Origin of the sequence: Bradyrhizobium icense, assembly GCF_001693385.1 — a bacterium.
Taxonomy (GTDB): domain Bacteria; phylum Pseudomonadota; class Alphaproteobacteria; order Rhizobiales; family Xanthobacteraceae; genus Bradyrhizobium; species Bradyrhizobium icense.
Genome location: NZ_CP016428.1, coordinates 350634 through 371918 on the forward strand (window position 1 = coordinate 350634; position 21285 = coordinate 371918).

A 21285-nucleotide genomic window follows, 5' to 3' on the forward strand; every position below is an offset into this window, starting at 1 on the left:
AGCGGCTATTTCTTGAGGAATCTGTCAGCGGGAATGGTGACCGTTATTTCCCGGGGGCTTGGATTGACGAAGTTCGCCAGTGCGAAAATCACGCCATAGATCACCCCGGCTATCACGCCGACGACCGTCAGAAAGCGGAACAAGCTGGGCATAGGGGGGCTCAGGGCGGCGAAATTAACCAATGAAATCATCCAACATGTTCCCATCTCCGTGGCAAGAGTCTCTGGCAACGGCGTCAGTCGGGGTAGTATAGGTGTCGCGGAGCGGTGGAAATCCGCAAAACCACAGAGTTTTTTGATGCCCGAGACTGCCGCACAGGCCCAGGCGAGCGCCCCCCAGGAGCCAGACATTACGTCGGCGCTGGGACGGCGTTCGGTCGTGCTGGTCGGCATGATGGGTGCCGGCAAGTCCACCATCGGCCGGCGGCTGGCGGCGCGGCTCGGACTGCGATTTCTCGACGCCGATGTCGAAATCGAGGTGGCCCACGCCGGCCTGACCATCCCGGAAATCTTTGCGACCCATGGCGAGCCCTATTTCCGGGACGGCGAGGCGCGCGTGATTGCGCGACTGCTGGATAGCGGCCCGGCCGTGATCGCGACCGGCGGCGGTGCCTTCATGCGCGAGGAGACCCGCAATCGGATCCGCGACAAGGCTATCTCGATCTGGCTCAAGGCGGATGTCGACGTCATCATGAAGCGTGTCAAGCGCCGCGCCGACCGGCCGTTGCTGCAGACCGAGGATCCGGTCGCGACCGTCAGCCGTCTACTCGAGGCACGCGAGCCGGTCTATCGGACGGCAGACCTGACCATTCTGTCGCGCGACGTGCCGCATGACCGTATCGTCGACGAATGCATCGAGGCCCTGCGCGCCCGGCTGTGCGCCGGCGCCCCGGCCGCCGAGCCAACAACCGACGGGATGAACGTCACGCCATGACCGCGCCGCTGAAACATTCCGCCGATATTACGGTCGACGTCGCCCTCGGCGACCGCGCCTATGACATCGTGATTGGCCGGGGCGTCCTGGATACGCTCGGCACGCGCGTCGCTGCGCTGCGCCCTGGTGCGCGGACCGCCATCGTCACCGACCGCACGGTGGCAAAACACTGGCTGGAGCAAACCGAGCGCTCGCTTGCCGAAGCCGGCATCCCGACGTCACGCGTGATCGTCGAGGAAGGCGAAGTATCGAAGACCTATGCCGGTCTCGAAAAGGTCTCCGAAGCGCTGATCGCGGCGAAGATCGAGCGCAACGATCTGGTGATCGCGCTCGGCGGCGGCGTGGTCGGCGATCTCGCCGGTTTCGCGGCGGCGATCCTGCGGCGTGGCGTCGACTTCGTGCAGGTGCCGACCTCGCTGCTGGCGCAGGTGGATTCCTCGGTCGGCGGCAAGACCGGCATCAATTCGCCGCAGGGCAAGAACCTGCTCGGCGCCTTCCATCAGCCGGTGCTGGTGATCGCCGACACGTCGGTGCTCGACACGCTGTCGCCGCGCCAGTTCCGTGCCGGCTACGCCGAGGTCGCCAAATATGGCGTGCTCGGCGATGAAGCCTTTTTCACCTGGCTCGAAGCCAACCATGCCGACATATTCTCGGGTGGCGCGGCGCGCGAGCACGCGATTGCAACCTCCTGCCGCGCCAAGGCCGCGATCGTCTCCCGCGACGAGCGAGAAAATGGCGAGCGCGCGCTGCTCAACCTCGGCCACACCTTCGGCCATGCGCTGGAGGCCGCGACCGGCTTTTCCGACCGCCTGTTCCACGGCGAAGGCGTCTCCGTCGGCATGGTGCTGGCGGCGGAGCTTTCAGCGAAACTCGGCCTGATCTCCGAGGCCGACGCCACCCGGGTCGAGCGCCATCTTGCTTCCGTCGGGCTGCCGACCCATTTGCAGGACATCGCGGGCTTCGCCCAGGAAGGGCTGGCCGATGCCGACACCCTGATGGCGTTGATGGCGCAGGACAAGAAGGTCAAGCGCGGCAAGCTGACTTTCATCCTGCTGCAGGCGATTGGCCGCGCGGTGGTTGCAAACGACGTCGAGCCGGCGCTGGTTCGCGATTTCCTGCAACAGAAGTTGTCTGGATGAGAACCGAATTGTCGGGACGCGGCTTGACGCAAGCGCCGCGCGGGGCCGGGGCCGTCACGAGGAATATATGAGTTCGACCGCGTTCAATCTGCTGCTCGCGATCCTGCTGCTCGCCGCCAACGCGTTTTACGTGGCCGCCGAGTTTGCGCTGGTCAAGAGCCGCGGGTTTCGCATCAAGGCGATGGTCGAGCAGGACCGGTTCGGCGCGCGCCTGCTCCATGGCATGATGGGCAATATCGAGGCCTATCTCGCCTGCTGCCAGCTCGGTATCACCATGGCTTCCCTCGGCCTCGGCTGGGTCGGCGAGCCCACGGTTTCGGCGCTGCTCGAACCGTTGCTGATTCCGCTCGGAATGTCAGAAGCCAGCTTGCACTTCGTGTCGTTCCTGACCGGGTTCCTGGTGTTCTCCTCGCTGCATATCGTGGTCGGCGAACAGGTGCCGAAGACGCTGGCGATCAGGGAGCCGATGCCGGTATCGCAATGGATCGCGTATCCGCTCTATCTGTCCTATCTGGTTTTCTGGCCGCTCAACTGGCTGCTCAACAGCGCATCACGCGGGATTTTGCGCCTGCTCGGCGTGCAGGAATCCTCACAGCACGAAATTCTCACCGACTCCGAGATCGAAGGGCTGGTGGAAGAATCGGCCGTGCACGGCGGGATCGAAAGCGGTGAGGCCGAATACATTCAAAATGTCTTCCGCTTTGGCGACCTGGCGGTATCCGACGTCATGGTTCATCGCACCGCGATGGTGATGATCAACGCCGACCTGCCGCCGGACGAACTGGTGGGCGAAGTGCTCGCCACAGAATACACCCGGATCCCGTTGTGGCGCGACAAGCCGGAGAACATCATCGGCGTGCTGCACGCCAAGGATCTCTTGCGCGCGATCCGTGCTTCTGACGGCGATACCTCGCACATCAACGTTTCGGCCATCATGCGCCCGCCCTGGTTCGTGCCGGAGATGCGGCCTCTGTCCGAGCAGTTGAAGGCGTTCCGCCGCCGCAAAACTCACTTCGCGCTCGTCGTCGACGAATATGGCGAGGTCGAAGGCATGGTGACGCTGGAGGACATTCTGGAAGAGATCGTCGGCGATATCTCCGATGAGCATGACGTCGTGGTCGCGGGCGTCCGTATCCAGGCCGACGGCTCCGTCGTGGTGGATGGCTCGGTGCCGATCCGCGATCTCAACCGCGCCATGAACTGGCATCTGCCCGACGAGGAGGCGACTACGGTTGCCGGCCTCGTGATTCACGAGGCGCGTTCGATCCCCGAACGCGGCCAGAATTTCACCTTCCACGGCTGCCGCTTCCGCGTGCTGCGCCGCGAGCGCAACCGCATCACCGCGCTGAAGATCACCCCGCTGCCGCGCGAAACCGAGGCCGAGGATCCGAAGCCGAAGCGCGCAGGGACGGCGTTCTGACGCCTCCACTGCGCGCGCTCACTCCGTCATCCCTTGTATGGGGAGAGAGATGTCCGCCCCGGAAGCAATCATTCAATATCGATCGCGACGCCAGAGAGCTTCCACTGGCCGTCGGAGGGGATGAAGCCGAGCTGGTATTTCACCTTTTTCGGCGCGGTGTCGAAGCGGCCCTTCAGGCGCAGCACGCCCTTGTCGTCGATCCTGGCGTCCTCCTCCGGAATGACCGGGCTGGCGACGATCGCGTCGAACACGGCGTGCTTCTCGACCAGGTCCTTGAAGACGGCCCGCAACTTGTCGGGCGGAAACTGGTCGCGGAACGGCTTTGAAATCTTGGCGTGCAGGACCGTGAAATTGTCCGACGCCACCGCGTCATTCAGTGTCACCAGAATGCTCTTGATGAGCACCTCCTGGACAAAGGGGCTCGGCATGTCCAGAGCGTGCGTCCGGATTGGGGAGACCGCAACCAGCAGCGCCACGGCGGCCGCCCATCTGAAGCGTGCCCAATATCGCATCGGACGACCCCATCGAGCTGCGACGGCATCGGGGTCAGCCCGACCCCGCGTTCAACCGGAACTCCACCTTCGCTGCAGTGATTGTCTCACAGTTGCGAAAACGGTTCTACCGTCTCTGGCGTTCTTCACAGGAGGCTGGTTGATAGCCTCACGCCAAATAGCCGATGGCTTCGGCGAGTAGTCGTTCAGGCGGGTGTGCCGACGTATCCAGCGTCAGCCGGGCGTCGATCCAGGCCTCATAGCCTGTGCGCCGTTTCTCGACTTCGGCCCAGGTGATCTCGGTCATTCCCTCGATTTGACGCATTCGCGCTTCAATGCGCCGGCGGTGGGTCGCCTCGTCCACGCAAATGCACTCGATGATCGACAAATTCGCGCGATATTTTTCGGCGAGACTTCGCCAGGCGGCGCGTGACGCCTCGACCGGATTGACGGCGTCGATAACAACCGACTGCCCCAGCCGCAGATGCTCTTCGGCCAATGCTTGAGCAACGACATAAGCCGCAATTCCCGTGCGATCCCGGGGCAGGCCGCCGCGCCACATCGCGGCCTCGATCGGATCGACCGAGAACAACGGCAGCGAAAAATGCCGCGAAAGCCCTTCCGCCAGCGTGCTCTTCCCGGAACCCGGGAGCCCTGCCAAAACTACGAGCTTTCGCGACAGCATCGGATGCTCATATTCTCGCGGCAGGTCTGGGCCAGCTAGCCGCCGGCGGTTTCTCCGGGTGCCTGGGCCCTGATGGCGAGCGCATGGACGGAGCCCTGGAGTTCCGCGCCAAGCGTCGCATTTACCATGCGGTGGCGTTCAATCCGGCTCTTCCCTTCGAAGGCCGGAGATACGATATACACTCTGAAATGCGTCTCACCGCCTGGCCGGTGGCCCGCATGGCCCTCATGCAGATGAGATTCGTCCGTGACGTCGAGGCTTTCGGGCAAGAAAGCTTCATGCAACTTGTTTATGATAGTGTCCCTGGTGCTCATGATGGCAGCAGATAATTCCGTGTCCGCTTTCCGTCAATGACGCATCCGAACGGAGGTATTCGCAATGTCAAGACTTGAAGCCTTGCGCATTGCGTAGTCAAAGTCAGCCATGCCGATTGATTCATCCAAATTCTTCGATTCCATTCGCATCAAGCCCAACAAGGTCAGCGCGAAGGCGCAGGCGCGTGCGAATGAAGAATCCGCCATGTGCGAATGGGCAGGCTGCCAGAACAAGGGGCCGCACCGCGCGCCCAAGGGCCGGGAGAATTCCCGCGAGTATTGGCACTTCTGCCTCAACCATGTGCGCGAATACAACCAGTCCTACAATTTCTTCCAGGGCATGAACGCCGATGCTGTCGCGCGCTACCAGAAGGATGCGCTGACCGGCCATCGCCCGACCTGGAAGATGGGCGCCAACACCGCCGGCAAGAAGGGCAAGCAGCCCAGCGCCGAGGATTTCGATGGAGCCGCTGATCCCTTCAGCATGTTCTCCGAGCTCAACGGTCGCGGCCGCTGGCGGCCCGGGCCGGGCACGGAGGCCAAGGCCGAAACGCGGAAGGTCATGAATGCCGAGCGCAAGGCGCTGCAGGTGATGGGGCTTTCCGCCGAGGCAACGCTCGATGACGTCAAGGCGAAATACAAGGCGCTGGTCAAGCAGCACCATCCCGATGCCAATGGCGGCGACCGCTCCACCGAGGACCGCCTGATCGAGATCATCAAGGCGTATAATTATCTGAAGACGGTGGTGCGCGCGTAGCGCCGCTTGCTGTCGTCCCTGCGAACGCCGAGTCCCATACGCCGCGGCTTCTCGATTTTGTTCCACCGGTCGACGGCTTTCGCGAGACAATACGCATTTGTGGTTATGGGTCCCTGCGTTCGCACGGACGACAGCGGAGATGATGGCGCCGCAGTTGCCGTGCAGACGGTTTGCCCGCTCACCTCGGCATTGGCCCGATATACGCCGAACTCGGCCGGTTGATCCGGCCCCGCGCGCGCTATGTCGGCCCCGCACCGGGACGAAGCCCGGTCCGGGCCTGACGGCGGCGCAGCGTCCAGACACCGAACGCGATGATCGCCGCCGCGAACACAGCTAAAATCCACAGGTGCTTGCCGGTGCCCTGGTGATGCGGCAGGCCGGCATATTCATGCAATGCGGAGACCGCGAGCACGCCCGGCAGCACATGCGCCAAAGCCCAGGCGATTACCGCGGGAATATTGACACCGAAGAAAACGGCCGGCGACATCCCGAGCGCGCCGGCCGTGACCGGTACGAAGGCACGGATCGGCGGCACAAAGCGCGCGAACAACACCGCCAGCGTCCCCCAGCGGTGGAAGAACGTCTCGCTCTGCGCCATCACGCCCGGATATTTCGACATCGGCCAGGCGTTGAGAATTTCGCGTTGCGAGCGATGGCCGGCCCAAAACGCCGATCCGTCGCCGATCATGGCGCCGGCGATCGCGGCCGCCAGCACGCCCCACAGCTTCAGTTCGCCGCCGGGCACCAGCGCACTCAGCGCAAGGATGATGGTCGAGCCCGGCACCAGCGCGCCTGCGACCGGTATCGCTTCCAGGAGGGCGGCCAAGAATAGCGTCAGGTAGGCCAGCCACGGATGGGCCGAAACAAACGCAATCAGGGGATCGAGGAATGAAGTCACAACTGCCGTCCTGTAGGTGGTCGCCTGCACCCAGAGCTACCAAGCCCGGGGAGGGGCCGAAAGTGCCGGCAGACCTTCGGCATGGCCCGGCAAAGTGGCCAAATCGGCAAAAGTGCGGCGTGATTCGCAGAGCAGCCCTCCAAAAACCTGAGAGATGGCCTATCTCAATGATAAGGCAATGGAACTTTGATTGCGGCGCGGGCTTCTGCCGGCCCCTGCTCTCTGCTAGGTTCACGTTAGCCCCCATCCGCAGCCATTCAACAGATCTGGTTTCGGGAACGCCCGGGACCTCGGAGGATTGATGACGACCGCCGCCATGAGCAAAGTTTCGGAGCCCGCCGGACTGCCCGACATGAAGGTGTCGGTCCGGCAGGTTTTCGGTATCGACAGCGATCTCGAAGTGCCGGCCTATTCCGAAGTCGACCCGCACGTGCCTGAAGTCGATTCGGATTACCGCTTCGACCGCGCCACCACGCTCGCGATTCTCGCCGGTTTTGCCAAGAACCGCCGCGTCATGGTCACCGGCTATCACGGCACCGGCAAATCGACCCATATCGAGCAGGTCGCAGCGCGCCTGAACTGGCCCTGCGTGCGCGTCAACCTGGACAGCCACATCAGCCGTATCGATCTGGTCGGCAAGGACTCGATCGTCATCAAGGACGGCAAGCAGGTCACGGAATTCCGCGACGGCATCCTGCCCTGGGCGCTGCAGCACAACATCGCGCTGGTGTTCGACGAATACGACGCCGGTCGGCCCGACGTGATGTTCGTGATCCAGCGCGTGCTGGAGGTCTCCGGCCGCCTGACGCTGTTGGACCAGAACAAGGTGATCAAGCCGCACCCGGCGTTTCGCCTGTTCTCGACCGCCAACACCGTCGGTCTCGGTGACACTTCGGGCCTCTATCACGGCACCCAGCAGATCAACCAGGGCCAGATGGACCGCTGGTCGATCGTCACCACGCTGAACTATCTGGCGCATGACGAGGAAGTCGAGATCGTGCTGGCGAAAGCGCATCACTACCGCACCCAGGAAGGCCGCGATATCGTCAACAAGATGGTGCGGCTGGCCGATCTCACCCGTAACGCATTCGCCAATGGCGATCTGTCGACGGTGATGAGCCCGCGCACCGTGATCACGTGGGCCGAGAACTCCGACATCTTCGGCGATATCGGATTCGCGTTCCGCGTCACCTTCCTCAACAAGTGTGACGAACTGGAGCGGCCGCTGGTGGCCGAATTCTATCAGCGTTGCTTCAACCAGGAGCTGCCCGAGAGTTCGGTGAACGTGGCGCTCAGCTAGTTGTCGTCCCTGCGAACGCAGGGACCATACCGTGACCTCTCGGGGATGGGTAAGGTTCGGGATAGAGTAACCGCCGGTGGTTATGGGTCCCCGCGTTCGCGGGGACGACGGAAATAGGGCAAGGATGACGACGTCGAACTCCAAATTCCGTACCGGATCCAAGGAAGCACCGACCGAGCCGTTCAAGCGCGCGGTGACCTCGTGCCTGCGCGCGATCGCGAAAGCGCCGGAACTGGACGTGACGTTCGCCGCCGAACGTCCCGGTCTTGCGCCGGGCAAGGCGCGGTTGCCGGAGCCGGCGCGCAAGATGACCAAGCGCGATGCCGCGATCGTGCGCGGCCACGCCGATTCGATCGCGCTGAAACTCGCCTGTCACGACCCCAAGGTGCATCGCAAGCTGATGCCGGGAAATCCGCAGGCGCGCGGCGTGTTCGAGGCGGTTGAGCAGGCCCGCGTCGAAGCCATCGGCTCGCGGCGGATGGCGGGCGTCGCCAAGAATCTGACCGCGATGCTCGACGATCACTTTCATCGCGGCAAATACGACGAGATCACCGACCGCGCCGATGCGCCGCTGTCGGATGCGCTGGCGATGCTGGTGCGCGAACGGCTGACGGGCCTTGCGCCGCCGACGGCTGCAAAAAAAATGGTCGATCTCTGGCGCCCGGCACTGGAAGACAAGATCGGCACCCGGCTCGACCAGCTCAGCCGCGTCACCGAGGACCAGGCCAAGTTCGGCGACCTCGTGCATGACTTGTTGTCGGCGCTCGATCTCGGCGACGACCGCGATGCGGACGCCGATGACGACGAAAACGATGACGAGAACCAGGACGGCGAGAGCGATCAGTCCGGCGCCGAGGGCTCGCCCGATTCCGATGCCGCGCAGGAAATGAGCGCCGACGAGGCGCAGGCTTCCACCGACGAAATGTCGGAAAGCGCGATGGAGAGCGCGCAGGCTTCCACATCGGACACGTTCGACGACGGCGAGCTCGGCGACGACGAGACCCCCGGCGAAGCAACGCGGCCGAATACGCGCGGCGCCAACGAGCCGCGTGGACCGGAATATCACGCCTTTGCACCGAAATTCGACGAGGTCATCGCCGCCGAAGATCTCTGCGACCATGACGAGCTGGAGCGGCTGCGCTCCTACCTCGACAAGCAGCTCGCCCATCTGCAGGGCATCGTGGCCCGGCTCGCCAACCGGCTGCAGCGCCGCCTGATGGCCCAACAAAACCGCGCCTGGGAGTTCGATCTCGAGGAAGGCATTCTCGATCCCGCAAGGCTGTCGCGCGTGGTCACCGATCCCTATCACCCGCTGTCCTTCATGCACGAGAAGGAAGCGACCTTCCGCGATACCGTGGTGACGCTGCTGCTCGATAATTCCGGTTCGATGCGCGGCCGGCCGATCACGGTGGCGGCCACTTGCGCCGACATTCTCGCGCGCACGCTGGAGCGTTGCGGCGTCAAGGTCGAGATCCTCGGCTTCACCACCCGCGCCTGGAAGGGCGGACAGTCCCGTGAGTCGTGGCTTGCCGCCGGCAAACCGGCCAATCCCGGACGCCTCAACGACCTCCGCCACATCATCTACAAGTCTGCCGATGCGCCCTGGCGGCGTTCGCGCAAGAATCTGGGCCTGATGATGCGCGAGGGCCTCCTGAAGGAGAACATCGACGGCGAGGCGCTGGACTGGGCCCACAAGCGGCTGCTCGGCCGCGCCGAGCAGCGCAAGATCCTGATGATGATTTCGGACGGCGCGCCGGTCGACGATTCCACGCTGTCGGTCAATCCCGGCAATTACCTCGAGCGGCATCTGCGCCACATTATCGAGGAGATCGAGACCCGTTCGCCGGTCGAACTGATCGCGATCGGCATCGGTCATGACGTCACTCGCTATTATCGCCGGGCGGTCACCATCGTCGATGCCGAGGAGCTCGGCGGCGCCATCACCGAAAAACTCGCCGAGCTGTTCAGCGAGACCCACGGCGCCGCGCCTGCCACAGGCCACCACCGGCCGCGCCGCCTGCACTCGTGAGCACATGCGCCCGCTTGTAGGCCGCCGCCGCCTTTTGAAGTATGCAGCGGCGGGGCTTTCCATGGCAGCCGTGCCCGGCGCGGCATTGGCGCAGACCGCCGTTCAGCGTCCGCCGAAGCAGACCGTCCCCGACGAATTCTCGGTCCGTGCGCCGGTCTCGATCGACGTCAATGCAAGGCCGCTGCAGTCGTTCGACACCCGCGACCGCTCGCGTGTGCGGTTCGGCGAACTCGAATTTCGCAGCGGACTGATCCTGACCTCGCGCTTTCGCGGCTTTGGCGGCTTGTCCGGTCTGCGGCTGGATCCAAAGGGCGAGCGCTTCATCGCCATCAGCGACAAGGCAGGCTGGTTCACCGGGCGCATCGTCTACAAGGGCCGCGAGATGACCGGGCTCGACGATGTCGAGGCCTCGCCGATGCTCGGTCCCGACGGCAGGCCGATCACCTCGCGCGGCTGGTTCGATGCCGAGGCGCTCGCGCTCGACGGATCGCTGGTCTATGTCGGCCTCGAGCGCGTCAATCAGATACTGCGCTTCGACTTCGCCAGGGGATTTACGCGCGCGCATGGCGAATTGATTCAGTTGCCGCTGGGCGTGCGCAAGCTGCCCAACAACAAGGGCATCGAGGCGCTTGTCGTGGTGCCGAAGGGCTTGCCGCTGGCGGGAACGCTGATCGCGATCTCCGAACGCGGGCTCGACGCGCAGGGCAACATCACAGCCTTCCTGATCGGCAGGACGCTGGCGCTGTTCAGCATCCGCCGCAGCGACAATTTTGATATCAGCGACGCCGTGCTGCTGCCGTCCGGCGGACTGCTGCTGCTGGAGCGCAAATTCTCCTGGCTCGGCGGGATCGGCATCCGCATCCGCCGCATCGCGCTTTCCACTATAGTCCCCGGGGCGGTGATCGACGGTCCCGCGATCTTCGAGGCCGATCTCGGCAACGAGATCGACAACATGGAAGGTATCGACGCCCATGTCACGGCGGAGGGCGAGACGGTGCTGACGCTCGTCTCGGACGATAATTTCTCGATGATCCAGCGCAATCTGCTGCTGCAATTCGCGCTGGTGGAGTAGGGGAGGGTTGCAATCCCGGCGGGTTGAGGCGCGGGGAGCAGCCAGCTAGAAATTGGGGGTCGCTTTCCTCCCGGTCCGGATCCCACGCCATGAGTGCTTTGTTTACCCCGATCAAGCTGCGCGGCCTCACGCTTGCCAACCGCATCATGGTGGCGCCGATGTGCCAGTATTCGTCCGTCGACGGCGAGGCCAATGACTGGCACTTCACGCACATCAATTCGCTGGCGCTGTCGGGCGCGGGCGTCTTCTGTATCGAGGCGACGGCGGTGGAGCCGACGGGCCGGATCACGCCGGGCTGCCTCGGCCTCTACAATGACGCCACCGAAGCCGCGCTGAGGCCGATCCTCGCCTCCGTGCGCAAGCGTTCCAAGGCCGCGGTGATGATGCAGCTCGCGCATGCCGGCCGCAAGGCGTCGAGCCACACTCCGTGGGATGGCGGGCAACTAATTCCGGTGGCCGAAGGCGGCTGGCGGGCGGAGGGGCCGTCGGCGATCCCGCACAAGGAGAGCGAGCCGCCGCCTGTCGCCTTCGATGCCACGGGCCTTGCGCGCGTACGCGATGCGTTCGTCGCGGCCGCCAGGCGCGCCGAGCGGCTCGGTATCGACGCGATCGAGGTGCATTCGGCGCACGGTTACCTGCTGCACCAGTTCCTGTCGCCGATTGCCAACCGGCGCACCGATCAATATGGCGGCTCCTTGCAGAATCGCATGCGGTTTCCGCTCGAAGTGTTCGACGCCGTGCGCGCGGCGTTTCCGCACGACAAGCCGGTGGGGTTGCGCGTTTCCTGCGCCGACTGGGTCGAGGGCGGCTGGGATCTGGCGCAGACCATCGAGTTCGCGCAGGAGCTGAAGAAACACGGCGTCGACTGGATCGATGCGTCCTCGGGCGGCGTGTCGCCGCTGCAGAAGATTCCGCTCGGCCCCGGCTACCAGGTGCCGTTCGCGCAAGCGATCCGCGAGGCCACCGGGCTCACCACCATCGCCGTCGGCCTGATCACGGAAGCCAGGCAGGCCGAAGAGATCGTGGCCTCCGGCAAGGCCGACATGGTCGCGCTCGCCCGCGCCATGCTCTACGATCCGCGCTGGGGCTGGCACGCCGCCGCCGAACTCGGCGGCGAAGTGTTCGCCCCGCCGCAATACTGGCGCTCGCAGCCCTCGACGCAGAAGGCGCTGTTCGGCGCCACCACGTTCGGGACGCGGTAATTCTCTCGCCGTCCTGCCCGGGATAAGCCCGGGCATGACGAGCTTTGCGATGAGCACCGTTACTTCGCTGCATATTGCCGCGCGAACCTCTGCCCATCCGTTTCGTCATATCTCGGCCGTACGTCCGGCGTGCTATGCTTTTGCGTGCGCGCGATAGACGCGTTTTCAATAACGACATACAGCGAGGACACCCATGGAGATCGGATATTTCACGATGCCGTCCCATCCGCCGGAGTGCGGATTGAAAGAGGGTCACGACTGGGACCTGCAGACGCTGCGCTGGCTCGACGAGCTCGGATATCAGGAAGCCTGGATCGGCGAGCACCACACTGCACCCTGGGAGCCGCATCCCTCGCCCGATCTCATTCTCGCGCAGGCGTTCCTGCAGACCAAAAACATCCGCCTCGGTCCCGGCGGCTTCCTGCTGCCCTATCACCACCCCGCCGAACTGGCGAACCGCGTTGCGATGCTCGATCATCTCTCCGGCGGACGGCTGAATTTCGGCGTCGCCGCAAGCGGCCTGCCGAGCGACTGGGCGATGTTCAACGTCGACGGCATGTCCGGCCAGAACCGCGACATGACGCGCGAGGCGCTGGAGATCATCCTGAAAATGTGGACCGAGGACGCGCCCTGGACCCACACCGGCAAGTTCTGGACCGTGAACAAGCCGGACACGATGTTCGACTTCCTCAAGCCCCACATCAAGCCGTTGCAGGCGCCGCATCCGCCGATCGGCGTTGCGGGCCTGTCGAAGGGCTCGGATACGCTCAAGCTCGCCGGCGAGCGCGGCTACATCCCGATGAGCCTCAATCTCAACCCGGCTTACGTCGGCAGCCATTGGGAATCGGTCGAGATCGGTGCTGCGAAAACCGGACGCAAGCCCAAGCGCAGCGACTGGCGGCTGGTGCGCGAGGTCTTCATCGCCGACACCGACGAGGAGGCGTGGCGGCTTTCCGTCGGCGACATGATGGGCCGGATGATGGGCGAATATTTCCTGCCGCTGCTCGGCCATTTCGGCTTCAAGGACTACCTGAAGGCCGCGCCCGACGTCGCCGATTCCGACGTCACGGTCGAATATTGCGCCCGCAACAACTGGATCGTGGGCTCGCCTGCGACCGTCACGGAAAAAATCGAGCGGATCTACCACGAGGTCGGCGGCTTCGGCACGCTGCTGGTGTTCGGCTTCGACTACAAGCACAAGCCGGAGGCGTGGCACAATTCGCTCCGCCTGTTGAAGCAGGAGGTGATGCCGCGGCTGCAGCATCTCGACGCTGGCCTCACCAAGGCGGCGTGAGTGTTTTTCCCTTCTCCCCTTGTGGGAGAAGGGAAGTAAGAATCCCTCAACGCGGCGGCTTCGGCGCCGCGTCGACGGCGCGGACCTGCCAGAATCGCAGCAGGCGGCGGGCGTTCTCGACCGTCAGTTTGGCGTATTGCTCTCTTGCTTTCGCGAGCTCGTGGCGGCCCATCGAGCCGGAGGCGAAGCGGCTTTCGAGCACGGCGGCGACGGTGTCCCAGCTCAGGCCGGCGACGCGGCAGGGGATCAGTACGCCGTCGTCGCGCAGGCTCTGCATCACCGGGCGGATCACCTCGATGGTCGAGCCGGAGAGTTCGGCGAGCGCCGCGACCGTCTCGGCGTATTTGCGCTCTCGCGCAAACGCCAATAGCGCGGGCTCGTTCAGCTTGCCGTGCTTGGCAAGCGCTGCAACGAAGCGGCGCGCCATGGTGAAATCGCGCCTGCGCGACATTTCGCGGCTGGCGCCGTTGGAGGCGGCGGCGATCGCGTTGCGGATTTCCTCGAACAGATGCGGCGGCGCGCGCGACAACAGCCGCGTGCGCACGGCCTCCGTGGCGTTCTTCAGCAATTGCCGGCGCTGCTCGGCCGGCAGGTCGATCCGGATGCCGGTCTCGACCGCCAAATCTGGATCGCTCTCCGCCTGCTTCAGCACGATCGCATAGCCGCCGGCCGACATCCGCGCGCCGGGATTGGTGACCAGCCGCCGGCTGACGGAGGGATAATGCCGCTTCAGCAGCGCGTCGGTGACGATCTCGGTCAGCCACCAGCGCCCGGAGATCGCCAGCAGATGCTGCTCGCCCTTGGTCTGCGCGAGCTCCACCAGATCCTCGGCCGTCAGCCGCGCCGATTCGGTCAGCACGGGCCGGGCGATCGTAATCTCGTCATTGTGCGCGAGCCGTCGGATCACGACGGGCGGCGCCTGCTTGACGGAAGCGAGCTGCGTGCTCAATTCGGCGAGCGCAATGCGCGCGGAGACATCGGCCAGTGCGCGCAGCTCGATGGTGCGGATCAGCCGCTCGAGCACGTCGCCGAACAGCTCGATCTGCTCGCCGGAATAGCCGTCGGCGGACAGCAGAAACAGGTCGGTGACCTGCTTCAGCGCATCCAGATGTTTTTCCGCCGAGCCGGCCTCGATGGCCGCCTCGACCTCCTCGGTGATCGATCGTTCCAACATCGCTCGTCCTGAGCGTTTCCAGCCGGTTCTGCAGCAGATAGGTGAGAATAGGCAGCAGAGTTGAACGATTCGTAAACCATTTGGGTTCCGCGGCGGCAGGAATGTGGCGGGAGGATTTGCGGGGTGGGTAGGCCGGCGGCTCAGCTCCTAGAGCGTTAGCCTATCAGGTTGCAAGTAGCCGGCGGCGGTGAAGTAGTTTGTGGATTCTGCTGGCGTGTAGGTGTCGACGGTGCGCCCGATAGCATCCCAAAGGCCGCCGACGGTGCGTTCGGCGGCCTTTCGCAAGCTTGCTTTGAGCTTGGCGAAGGCGTTTTCGATCGGGTTGAAGTCGGGGCTGTAGGGCGGAAGGTAGAGAAGCGTCGCGCCAGCTGCCTCGATCATCTCACGTATGCGGGGCCCTTTGTGGCTGGAGAGGTTGTCCATGATGACAATAGCGTCGTCCGGGAGCTCGGGGACGAGCACCTTTTCGATGTAGGTTTCAAAGGCATCGCGATTGATGGGACCATCGAGCACCCAGGGCGCGATGATGCCGCGCGTGGTGAGGGCGGCGACGCAGGTTGTTGTTTTCCAGTGGCCGTGAGGAACGCTGGCCCGCAGGCGTTCTCCGCGCAGACATCGACCATGTGTTCGCGCCATGTTGGTCGATGCCCAGGTCTCGTCGATGAAGACGAGCCGATCCCGGTCGAGCTTGCCCTGGCTCTCGCGCCAGGCCTGGCGTCGCGTCAAGACATCCGGGCGATCTTGCTCTGTGGCATGGGCGGTCTTTTTTTACGCGTGATCTTGTGCCGCTCGAAGAAGCGTCGGATCGTGCCATAACCAAAGGACAAGCCTTGTTTGCTCAAGCTATCACGCAATTCCTCGATGGTGATGTCGGGTGAGGCCTTGAGCAGAGCCACGATCGTCGCATGATGGGCATCAATCCGGTGGGACTTGCGATCGCCGCCCTGAGCTCTCGGCTGGGCATCGCCTTGCTCCCGCTCGCGCGTTCGCCAGCGGCTTACGCTCGCCGCGCTGACGCCAAATCGCTCAGCAGCCTGCCGGCCTGAAACGCCGCCTCCAATACAGGCCAGCACACGTTCGCGCAGATCCATCGACAGCGGTTTCGCCATGCCCGCCGGCCTCCAGTCCGGCGACCAGCTTGAATCACTAAAACGCTGATTTGTGAATCCCCGACGATTCAGTCAGATGGGCCAACGCTCTAGCTTCGCAAACTCCATCCACCCGTCGTCCCTGCGAACCAGGCAACTTGCCAGAGTCGAGTTTTCACACGCGTGTAGCTACGATGATGCGAAGGGTCACTACTGCTTCAGCACGGTAGCTTTACCCTCCCCTGGAGGGGGAGGGTCGGCTCGCGTTGAGCGTAGCGAAATGAGAGGCGGGGTGGGGTGACGGTCTCTCCACTCGAACAGTGCCCGAGTTGAGAGATCACCCCGCCCCGTCACGCATCTCGCTTCGCTCGATCCATGCCGACCCTCCCCCTCCAGGGGAGGGTGAGCACCGCTCGCCACTCGCCAGCTCCGCCGCGCCAACGCCGGTCCCATCAGCACGAACGTCGACGTGACCTCCGGCGCGGCGACGGTGTGCGCGCAGTTCGTCGTTCGCTCTACGATTCCGCCGCGACCTCCTCCGCGCTCGCATGCGCCGGCGGCACCGGCATCGGGAATTTCTCGTACTGCTTCGGCAGGTTCACCGGCCGGTAGCTCGGCATCGCTTCCATCCGCGCCAGCGCCGACTCGTGGATCACGGCGCCGTCGGGGATCAGCCGCGGCTCGGCGTCGGGGATGTAATAGCCGAGATGCGTCTGCCGCGCCGGCCATTCCTTGTACGTCGCGCGCTTCGGCAGATATTCGAGCAGCCACCACGCGCCGGAGAGCGACTCGTGCAGCTCGCCGCGCACGTCAGGCGCGACATAGGAGAACGGGCTGCCCTTGCGCTGGATGCCCCAGGCGAGCTGGTTGACGGTGGCCTGGTTGACGCGAACCCCGCATTTTGTCGCCTCGTCGATCATCCAGAGCAGCGGATATTTTGAAATCCCGCTTTGCTTTTCCGGATAGCCGCCGCCGATATCGGCATGGACGCCGGCGAACCACACCTGCAGGATATCCTGCGGCTCGGCGTTGATGTCGTTGAAGCGGTTGTGCCGGAAGGTCTGCGGATCGTCCCATTTTTTCGGACGAAACATGGAGCGCCGCTCGTCGATCGAGATCGCCTGCCGGAACGTCTGCACGCTCGGGTTGGCGGTCGTGAACGCCAGCTCTTCCAGGCTCGGCCAATAGAAGCGATCGGCGCGCGGCACGATCACGCTCGCGACCGTATCCCAGACGCCGACGAAGCGGATCACGGGCCAGCGCGCCGAGGTGATGCGCGCGAATTGGGCTGCGTTGTCGAACGCGGTCTGCGGCAGCGGCCCTTGCGCGTCGCCGGCATCGCTGAGCAGCTTCATCTCGCGGCGCAGCTTCGGCGCCTCGTCGGAAGAGAACTGCTTGTAGGCGATCAGGCCGCTTCCTGCGAGATTGACCTGCTCGGGCGAGATCAATCCGATCTTGTGCACCAGCCCCGCCAGCACCCGCACGGTATAGGCGCCGCGGGAAAAGCCGAACAGATAGATCTGGTCGCCTTCGCGATAATGCTGGACCAGGAAGCCATAGGCCGCGAGCACGTTGTCATCGAGCCCATAGCCGGTGGCAAGGCCGAGGATGGCGTTGAAATCTTGGCGTAGCTTGTGCCACACGTCCGGCCGCTCCAGCGTGCCGACGCCGGGATCGTAAAACACCATCTGCCGCGGCTCGGTCTTCTCCGTCTTGCGCAGGCAACGATAGAGCTTGAGCACGTTGGAGATGTTCTCGGAAATCTCGTTGCCGGTGCCGTCGCAGCAGATGATGATGTTGCGCATGGCGATGCTCTCGCGGTGCTACCGGAGCGAGTATAGCGGAATTTGGGGATTTTGGATGGCGCTGCAGGCGCCGACGGCGTTTCGTCCACGGCCATTCCCGACGCCAGCGGCCTTGGGTCAGGCCGCCTCCGTCACCGCGCGAATCTTCAAGTGCACGCCGGTTTCTTCCTGCAGCGCCCCGATCACGCCGAGCAGATTTCCCGCGGTCGGGTTGCCGTCCGGCCCGAACATGCGCATCAGGCTTTTCGGCGAACGCCCCAGCACCTCGCCCAGCCGGTCGAAGCCGACGGTCGCGTTGATGTAGGCCCGCAGCGCCGCGCGGCCATGATCGATCTCGCCCTGCAGCAGCGCCTGCACCGCCTCCTGAAACAGGGCCTTCCGGAAAGCAGGCTCCCGCTCCGCTCGCGCCCGCACCGTGTCACGAAAACTTCGGGTCAGTGGCATAGGGTCATCCCTCGCTGCGCTTTCGTTTCTTGTAATCGCGCCACCGGCGCAACGCGGCTTCGATGTCGTTCTGCTGCCGTCGCTTGGTCCCGCCGCCGAGCAGAATGACGAGCGTCTTGTCGTCCCATCCGAAGTAAATGCGGTAACCGGGGCCGCGATTGATCTTTAATTCAGCCGCGCCTTCACCGATCGGCTTGACGTTCGACGTGTTGCCCTCGGCCAGCCGCTCGATCGCCACCGTCACGCTGGCGGCCGCCTGCGTATCCAGATCGTCGAACCATCGCCGGAAGGGGCCGGTGCCTTCCGAGACATACTCTTCAACCCGGATCATTTGGTATCATATATGTTACCACAGCGCAAGCGGAGGTCAGCGTTGCTGAAACGGCCGTTCCAGCGTGCCGACGCTGGGGTCGTAAAACACCATCTGCCGCGGGTTGGTCTTCTCGGTCTTCTCCGTCTTGCGCAGGCAGCGATAGAGCCTGAGCACGTTGGAGATGTTCTCGGAAATCTCGTTGCCGGTGCCGTCGCAGCAGATGATGACGTTGCGCATGGTAATATTACTCCGATGCTACCTTAGCGAGTATAGAGCAGTTCGGTGGACTTATTGAGCTGGGGGCGGACTATCGTCCCAGAACGTCGGCGGCATTTGTCTTTGAGATATCTTCGATGAGGCTGGCTGCGCTGTATCTGCGATGTTCGAGCACTTCTTGCGCCTCCGCTCTCCAAGCCAAATCGCAGTCGTCCCCTAGGGTGCGCCGCAGGCTCCTAATTACACCTAAGGCCTCGCGGGCCCATGTTCGAAAGTCCTCCAACTTCCAAAGCGCTACTCCCTCTAGGTGTGGGATCGCTCCAGCCTCCGCGCGCTGCACCGGCGTAACAAGAACTGGCAGGATTGTCATTCCGGCCGCTACTTGCGTCAATGCGGCGTTCGCTCTCATCCAGTTTGGATGACCGGCCGCCTGTCGGGCTTTTTCTGCGCCAAGTGTTGACGTGATCTTAGCTTCGGAATGGTCTTCGAACACAAGGCAGTAATTGCCAGATAGCCACCATGGGTCGGGTGAAGCGTCTGATTCATGTTTGCCGGCTTGGAAGCCGAGCATTAGTCCGAGGTCGCGTTGAGCGATCTCAAACTTAGTCGCATCGTCTGAGTTAAGGCCATCCAGAATAGCTTTCTCTCTCTTCGCGAATTGCGCTTCATGAGAGATCCCGAGCTTGAGAAGATAGCTCTCAAGTCGTTCCACTTGTAACTGAAGTGCTTCGTTCTCTGGAGTATTCGCAGGTACATCAGCTCTGAAACGCGCAAGGCTAGCTAACCAATGAATGCCAGCTGCAGCGTCTCGCGCGGCGGCAAAGTGGGTGCGCGCGCGGGCGGACATTCCTGCGATTCCATTTGCTTCACCGTAGGCTGCTGCTGCCCCAGCCAGGTATTGCCAAAGTGCCCTATAGCCCTTCAGGGTTTCGTCGGTAAGGCCGGCTAAGACTTGGCCAGCACATTCGACGGCACCTTCGTAGTGCCGAAGCCAAAGACTCTTTTGGTACTTTATCTCAGCTGCGACCACGTGCTGCAGTTGGCCAAGTCCGCTCGGTACTTTTTGGGACGCAACGGCTCGCTTCGCGAGGATCTGGCGATTGACCGCTTCCCACGTTGCATCATTGCGCAAGAAGATACCAAAATTTTCGACTAGATCGTTGACGGATGTGTTCGATGATTGCCTGGCGCCGAAGTCAAGCTCCGCCTGCAATTCTGGATGAAGGAAATTCGTCCGGACAGGGCTATTCAAATAGTCGGTTAACGAAGGACCCGTGACAACTACAGCAGAGAAATCTTGCAGCGAGCGTGTGCATCTTCCAACTGCTTGAACTATGCGCGTTTGTATACGACCTTGAAGCAGCGCATATGCGCCCATCTTTGAAACAAAGAAGCGTTCTTGCGCATTGGTGGTTTTTGGCAAGCCGTCGAGAAACAGAAGGCGGCACTCATCACCCGGAAAATCAATACCATCGTATCGATTCGAAAAGACTGCGACGGAGCCCGTTGAGCGAACAAATGTCTCTTTCGAATCTTCAATCGAACTGGCGTCAACAACGGTTAATCCCAGGTGATTTTGAATATCAGCTACGATCTCGTTCTTAACGCGGTCGTTGGGTACGAGTACAACGCTCCTTGGGACCTGTTGCATCAAGGTTCGGCGCAATGAGGCGGTTTCGTCTGCGTCGAGTGTCATCTCTGGAAAAATGAAGAAACGCCGCCCTATACCTTGTCGATCCCATCCTTCTGGTGTCGGCAGTCGAGTTATGCTTTCTCGTCCTGTCAGGCGCTCCAGATCGCCGCCTTCGCCCAGAGTTGCAGACATAAAGATGCGCTGCCGCGCATTCGCAAAGGGCGCATGCGTCCACGTTGGTGGTATGAGAGGGCGTACTAAGATTTCGGACGGGGAAAGGTATACGTGACATGCATGCAAGTTGTCGCGTAGTAGCATCCATGTGTAGCGAAGTGTGTCAATCGATCCGACGTATTGATCGACTATGCCGACAAATTCAGGAGTAATGCTTGCGAAGGCAGGTGTAGGCAGTTTCTCTACCCAAGATACATCGAAAAGACTGCTGTCGATTTCTCCAGTCAGTCGACCGAAATCCGTTGAGTCCAAAAAGGGTCTCAAAAGCTCAGCTAGGGCAGCATGCAGGGCCGCATGCGCCCCCTCGTTGCGTATGACCCGTAAGCTCCACATTGACGCAACGTAGTTCTCGGTTGCGTGTGCATCGTCGGCAATGATGACGTCGGGGCTATCGAAGAACGGATTGATATTAAAGAGGCCGCTGTAGGTCGTGACCGCAATCCGACGTGCTGCCAGATAGTCTGCCTTAGCAGCTGCATCGAACTCGTACTTTGATCCGGTGAAGCCGTGAACGCTGAGGCCATATTGGCTTTCTGCCTGAGCAACCACTTGGTTTACTAACTGCCTAGTGGGACAAACAAACACGATGCGTTCGTTGTTCTTACGGCGAAGCCACTCTCCAGTAAGTAAGCCAACGAGAGTCTTTCCGCTCCCGGTCGGCAGCTGCATCGCTACGTCGCTGGCAGTAAGTGCACGCGCAACATACTGCTGCATTATCTGGCCCTGATGGAGGAGCACGCCCGGAATCTTGCGGCGTGGTAGCTCCAACAGAATCTTCTCAGGGCTATCCGGAACTGCTTCCGGCGGGGGCGCATCCTTGAAAGCCACAGTCAGCTTCTCCGCT

20 protein-coding genes and 1 pseudogene are annotated in these 21285 nt (G+C 62.8%); 9 read left to right on the top strand and 12 right to left on the bottom strand.

Annotated elements, in window-relative coordinates; genetic code table 11:
* Positions 1-5: 5 nt before the first annotated feature.
* Positions 6-152, bottom strand: coding sequence for a histidine kinase (locus LMTR13_RS01695; protein ID WP_065726414.1), 147 nt, complete (start codon positions 150-152; stop codon positions 6-8).
* 145 nt (positions 153-297) lie between these two features.
* On the opposite strand from LMTR13_RS01695, the gene LMTR13_RS01700 reads away from it, so the two are divergent.
* From LMTR13_RS01700 to LMTR13_RS01710, 3 genes are all read left to right on the top strand, one after another.
* Positions 298-933, top strand: a complete 636-nt coding sequence (locus LMTR13_RS01700) for a shikimate kinase (RefSeq protein WP_065726415.1) — start codon at positions 298-300, stop codon at positions 931-933.
* Positions 930-2072: a 3-dehydroquinate synthase gene (gene aroB / locus LMTR13_RS01705; protein WP_065726416.1), complete on the top strand. Its 1143-nt coding sequence runs from the start codon at positions 930-932 to the stop codon at positions 2070-2072. Before LMTR13_RS01700 ends, aroB begins: the two co-directional genes overlap by 4 nt.
* A 67-nt stretch (positions 2073-2139) precedes the next feature.
* Positions 2140-3492: a hemolysin family protein gene (locus tag LMTR13_RS01710; protein ID WP_065726417.1), complete on the top strand. Its 1353-nt coding sequence runs from the start codon at positions 2140-2142 to the stop codon at positions 3490-3492.
* A 68-nt stretch (positions 3493-3560) separates the two neighbouring features.
* On the opposite strand, the gene LMTR13_RS01715 is transcribed toward LMTR13_RS01710, so the two are convergent.
* The 3 genes from LMTR13_RS01715 to LMTR13_RS01725 all read right to left on the bottom strand — a co-directional run bounded on the left by LMTR13_RS01715 (position 3561) and on the right by LMTR13_RS01725 (position 4982).
* Positions 3561-4004, bottom strand: a complete 444-nt coding sequence (locus LMTR13_RS01715) for a hypothetical protein (protein WP_065726418.1) — start codon at positions 4002-4004, stop codon at positions 3561-3563.
* 148 nt (positions 4005-4152) lie between these two features.
* Positions 4153-4668, bottom strand: a complete 516-nt coding sequence (locus LMTR13_RS01720) for a P-loop nucleotide/nucleoside kinase family protein (RefSeq protein WP_065726419.1) — start codon at positions 4666-4668, stop codon at positions 4153-4155.
* A gap of 35 nt (positions 4669-4703) precedes the next feature.
* Entirely contained in the window at positions 4704-4982 is a 279-nt protein-coding gene (locus LMTR13_RS01725) for a BolA family protein (protein WP_065726420.1), read from the bottom strand.
* Between the two features lie 109 nt (positions 4983-5091).
* On the opposite strand from LMTR13_RS01725, the gene LMTR13_RS01730 reads away from it, so the two are divergent.
* Complete coding sequence (locus LMTR13_RS01730) at positions 5092-5739, top strand: J domain-containing protein (RefSeq protein WP_065726421.1); 648 nt, start codon at positions 5092-5094, stop codon at positions 5737-5739.
* A gap of 238 nt (positions 5740-5977) precedes the next feature.
* Here the strand turns inward: LMTR13_RS01730 and LMTR13_RS01735 are convergent, their stop codons facing one another.
* Positions 5978-6637, bottom strand: coding sequence for a DedA family protein (locus tag LMTR13_RS01735; protein ID WP_065732330.1), 660 nt, complete (start codon positions 6635-6637; stop codon positions 5978-5980).
* Between the two features lie 301 nt (positions 6638-6938).
* Here LMTR13_RS01735 and cobS point away from each other — a divergent pair, with 301 nt between their 5' ends.
* From cobS to LMTR13_RS01760, 5 genes are all read left to right on the top strand, one after another.
* On the top strand, positions 6939-7937 hold the full coding sequence (cobS, locus tag LMTR13_RS01740; protein WP_065726422.1) for a cobaltochelatase subunit CobS: 999 nt from the start codon (positions 6939-6941) through the stop codon (positions 7935-7937).
* 124 nt (positions 7938-8061) lie between these two features.
* Entirely contained in the window at positions 8062-9966 is a 1905-nt protein-coding gene (gene cobT / locus LMTR13_RS01745) for a cobaltochelatase subunit CobT (protein ID WP_065726423.1), read from the top strand.
* 61 nt (positions 9967-10027) lie between these two features.
* Complete coding sequence (locus LMTR13_RS01750) at positions 10028-11038, top strand: esterase-like activity of phytase family protein (protein ID WP_236843259.1); 1011 nt, start codon at positions 10028-10030, stop codon at positions 11036-11038.
* Between the two features lie 89 nt (positions 11039-11127).
* Entirely contained in the window at positions 11128-12240 is a 1113-nt protein-coding gene (locus tag LMTR13_RS01755; protein WP_065726425.1) for an NADH:flavin oxidoreductase/NADH oxidase, read from the top strand.
* Between the two features lie 193 nt (positions 12241-12433).
* Positions 12434-13534 carry an LLM class flavin-dependent oxidoreductase gene (locus tag LMTR13_RS01760; RefSeq protein WP_065726426.1) on the top strand — a complete coding sequence of 367 codons (1101 nt, stop codon included), beginning with the start codon at positions 12434-12436 and terminating at the stop codon, positions 13532-13534.
* Between the two features lie 46 nt (positions 13535-13580).
* On the opposite strand, the gene LMTR13_RS01765 is transcribed toward LMTR13_RS01760, so the two are convergent.
* The 7 genes and pseudogenes from LMTR13_RS01765 to LMTR13_RS01800 form a co-directional block, all read right to left on the bottom strand.
* Positions 13581-14708, bottom strand: coding sequence for a DUF2336 domain-containing protein (locus LMTR13_RS01765; RefSeq protein ID WP_065726427.1), 1128 nt, complete (start codon positions 14706-14708; stop codon positions 13581-13583).
* Positions 14709-14855: 147 nt separating this feature from the next.
* A protein-coding gene (locus LMTR13_RS38600; RefSeq protein WP_156795382.1) for an IS630 family transposase occupies positions 14856-15817 on the bottom strand; the annotation gives its coding sequence in 2 pieces (ribosomal slippage) (positions 14856-15478 and positions 15478-15817; 963 coding nt in all).
* Between the two features lie 494 nt (positions 15818-16311).
* Complete coding sequence (locus LMTR13_RS01780; RefSeq protein ID WP_065726428.1) at positions 16312-17601, bottom strand: T6SS phospholipase effector Tle1-like catalytic domain-containing protein; 1290 nt, start codon at positions 17599-17601, stop codon at positions 16312-16314.
* Positions 17602-17718: 117 nt separating this feature from the next.
* The gene (locus LMTR13_RS01785) at positions 17719-18045 is read right to left on the bottom strand and encodes a transcriptional regulator (RefSeq protein ID WP_065726429.1); all 327 of its coding nucleotides are present in this window, start codon (positions 18043-18045) and stop codon (positions 17719-17721) included.
* A 4-nt stretch (positions 18046-18049) separates the two neighbouring features.
* Entirely contained in the window at positions 18050-18376 is a 327-nt protein-coding gene (locus LMTR13_RS01790) for a type II toxin-antitoxin system RelE/ParE family toxin (RefSeq protein ID WP_335622062.1), read from the bottom strand.
* Positions 18377-18427: 51 nt separating this feature from the next.
* A pseudogene (locus LMTR13_RS01795) lies at positions 18428-18595 on the bottom strand (T6SS phospholipase effector Tle1-like catalytic domain-containing protein); the annotation flags it as partial.
* Between the two features lie 70 nt (positions 18596-18665).
* The gene (locus LMTR13_RS01800) at positions 18666-21269 is read right to left on the bottom strand and encodes a DEAD/DEAH box helicase (RefSeq protein WP_065726431.1); all 2604 of its coding nucleotides are present in this window, start codon (positions 21267-21269) and stop codon (positions 18666-18668) included.
* Positions 21270-21285 lie beyond the last annotated feature (16 nt).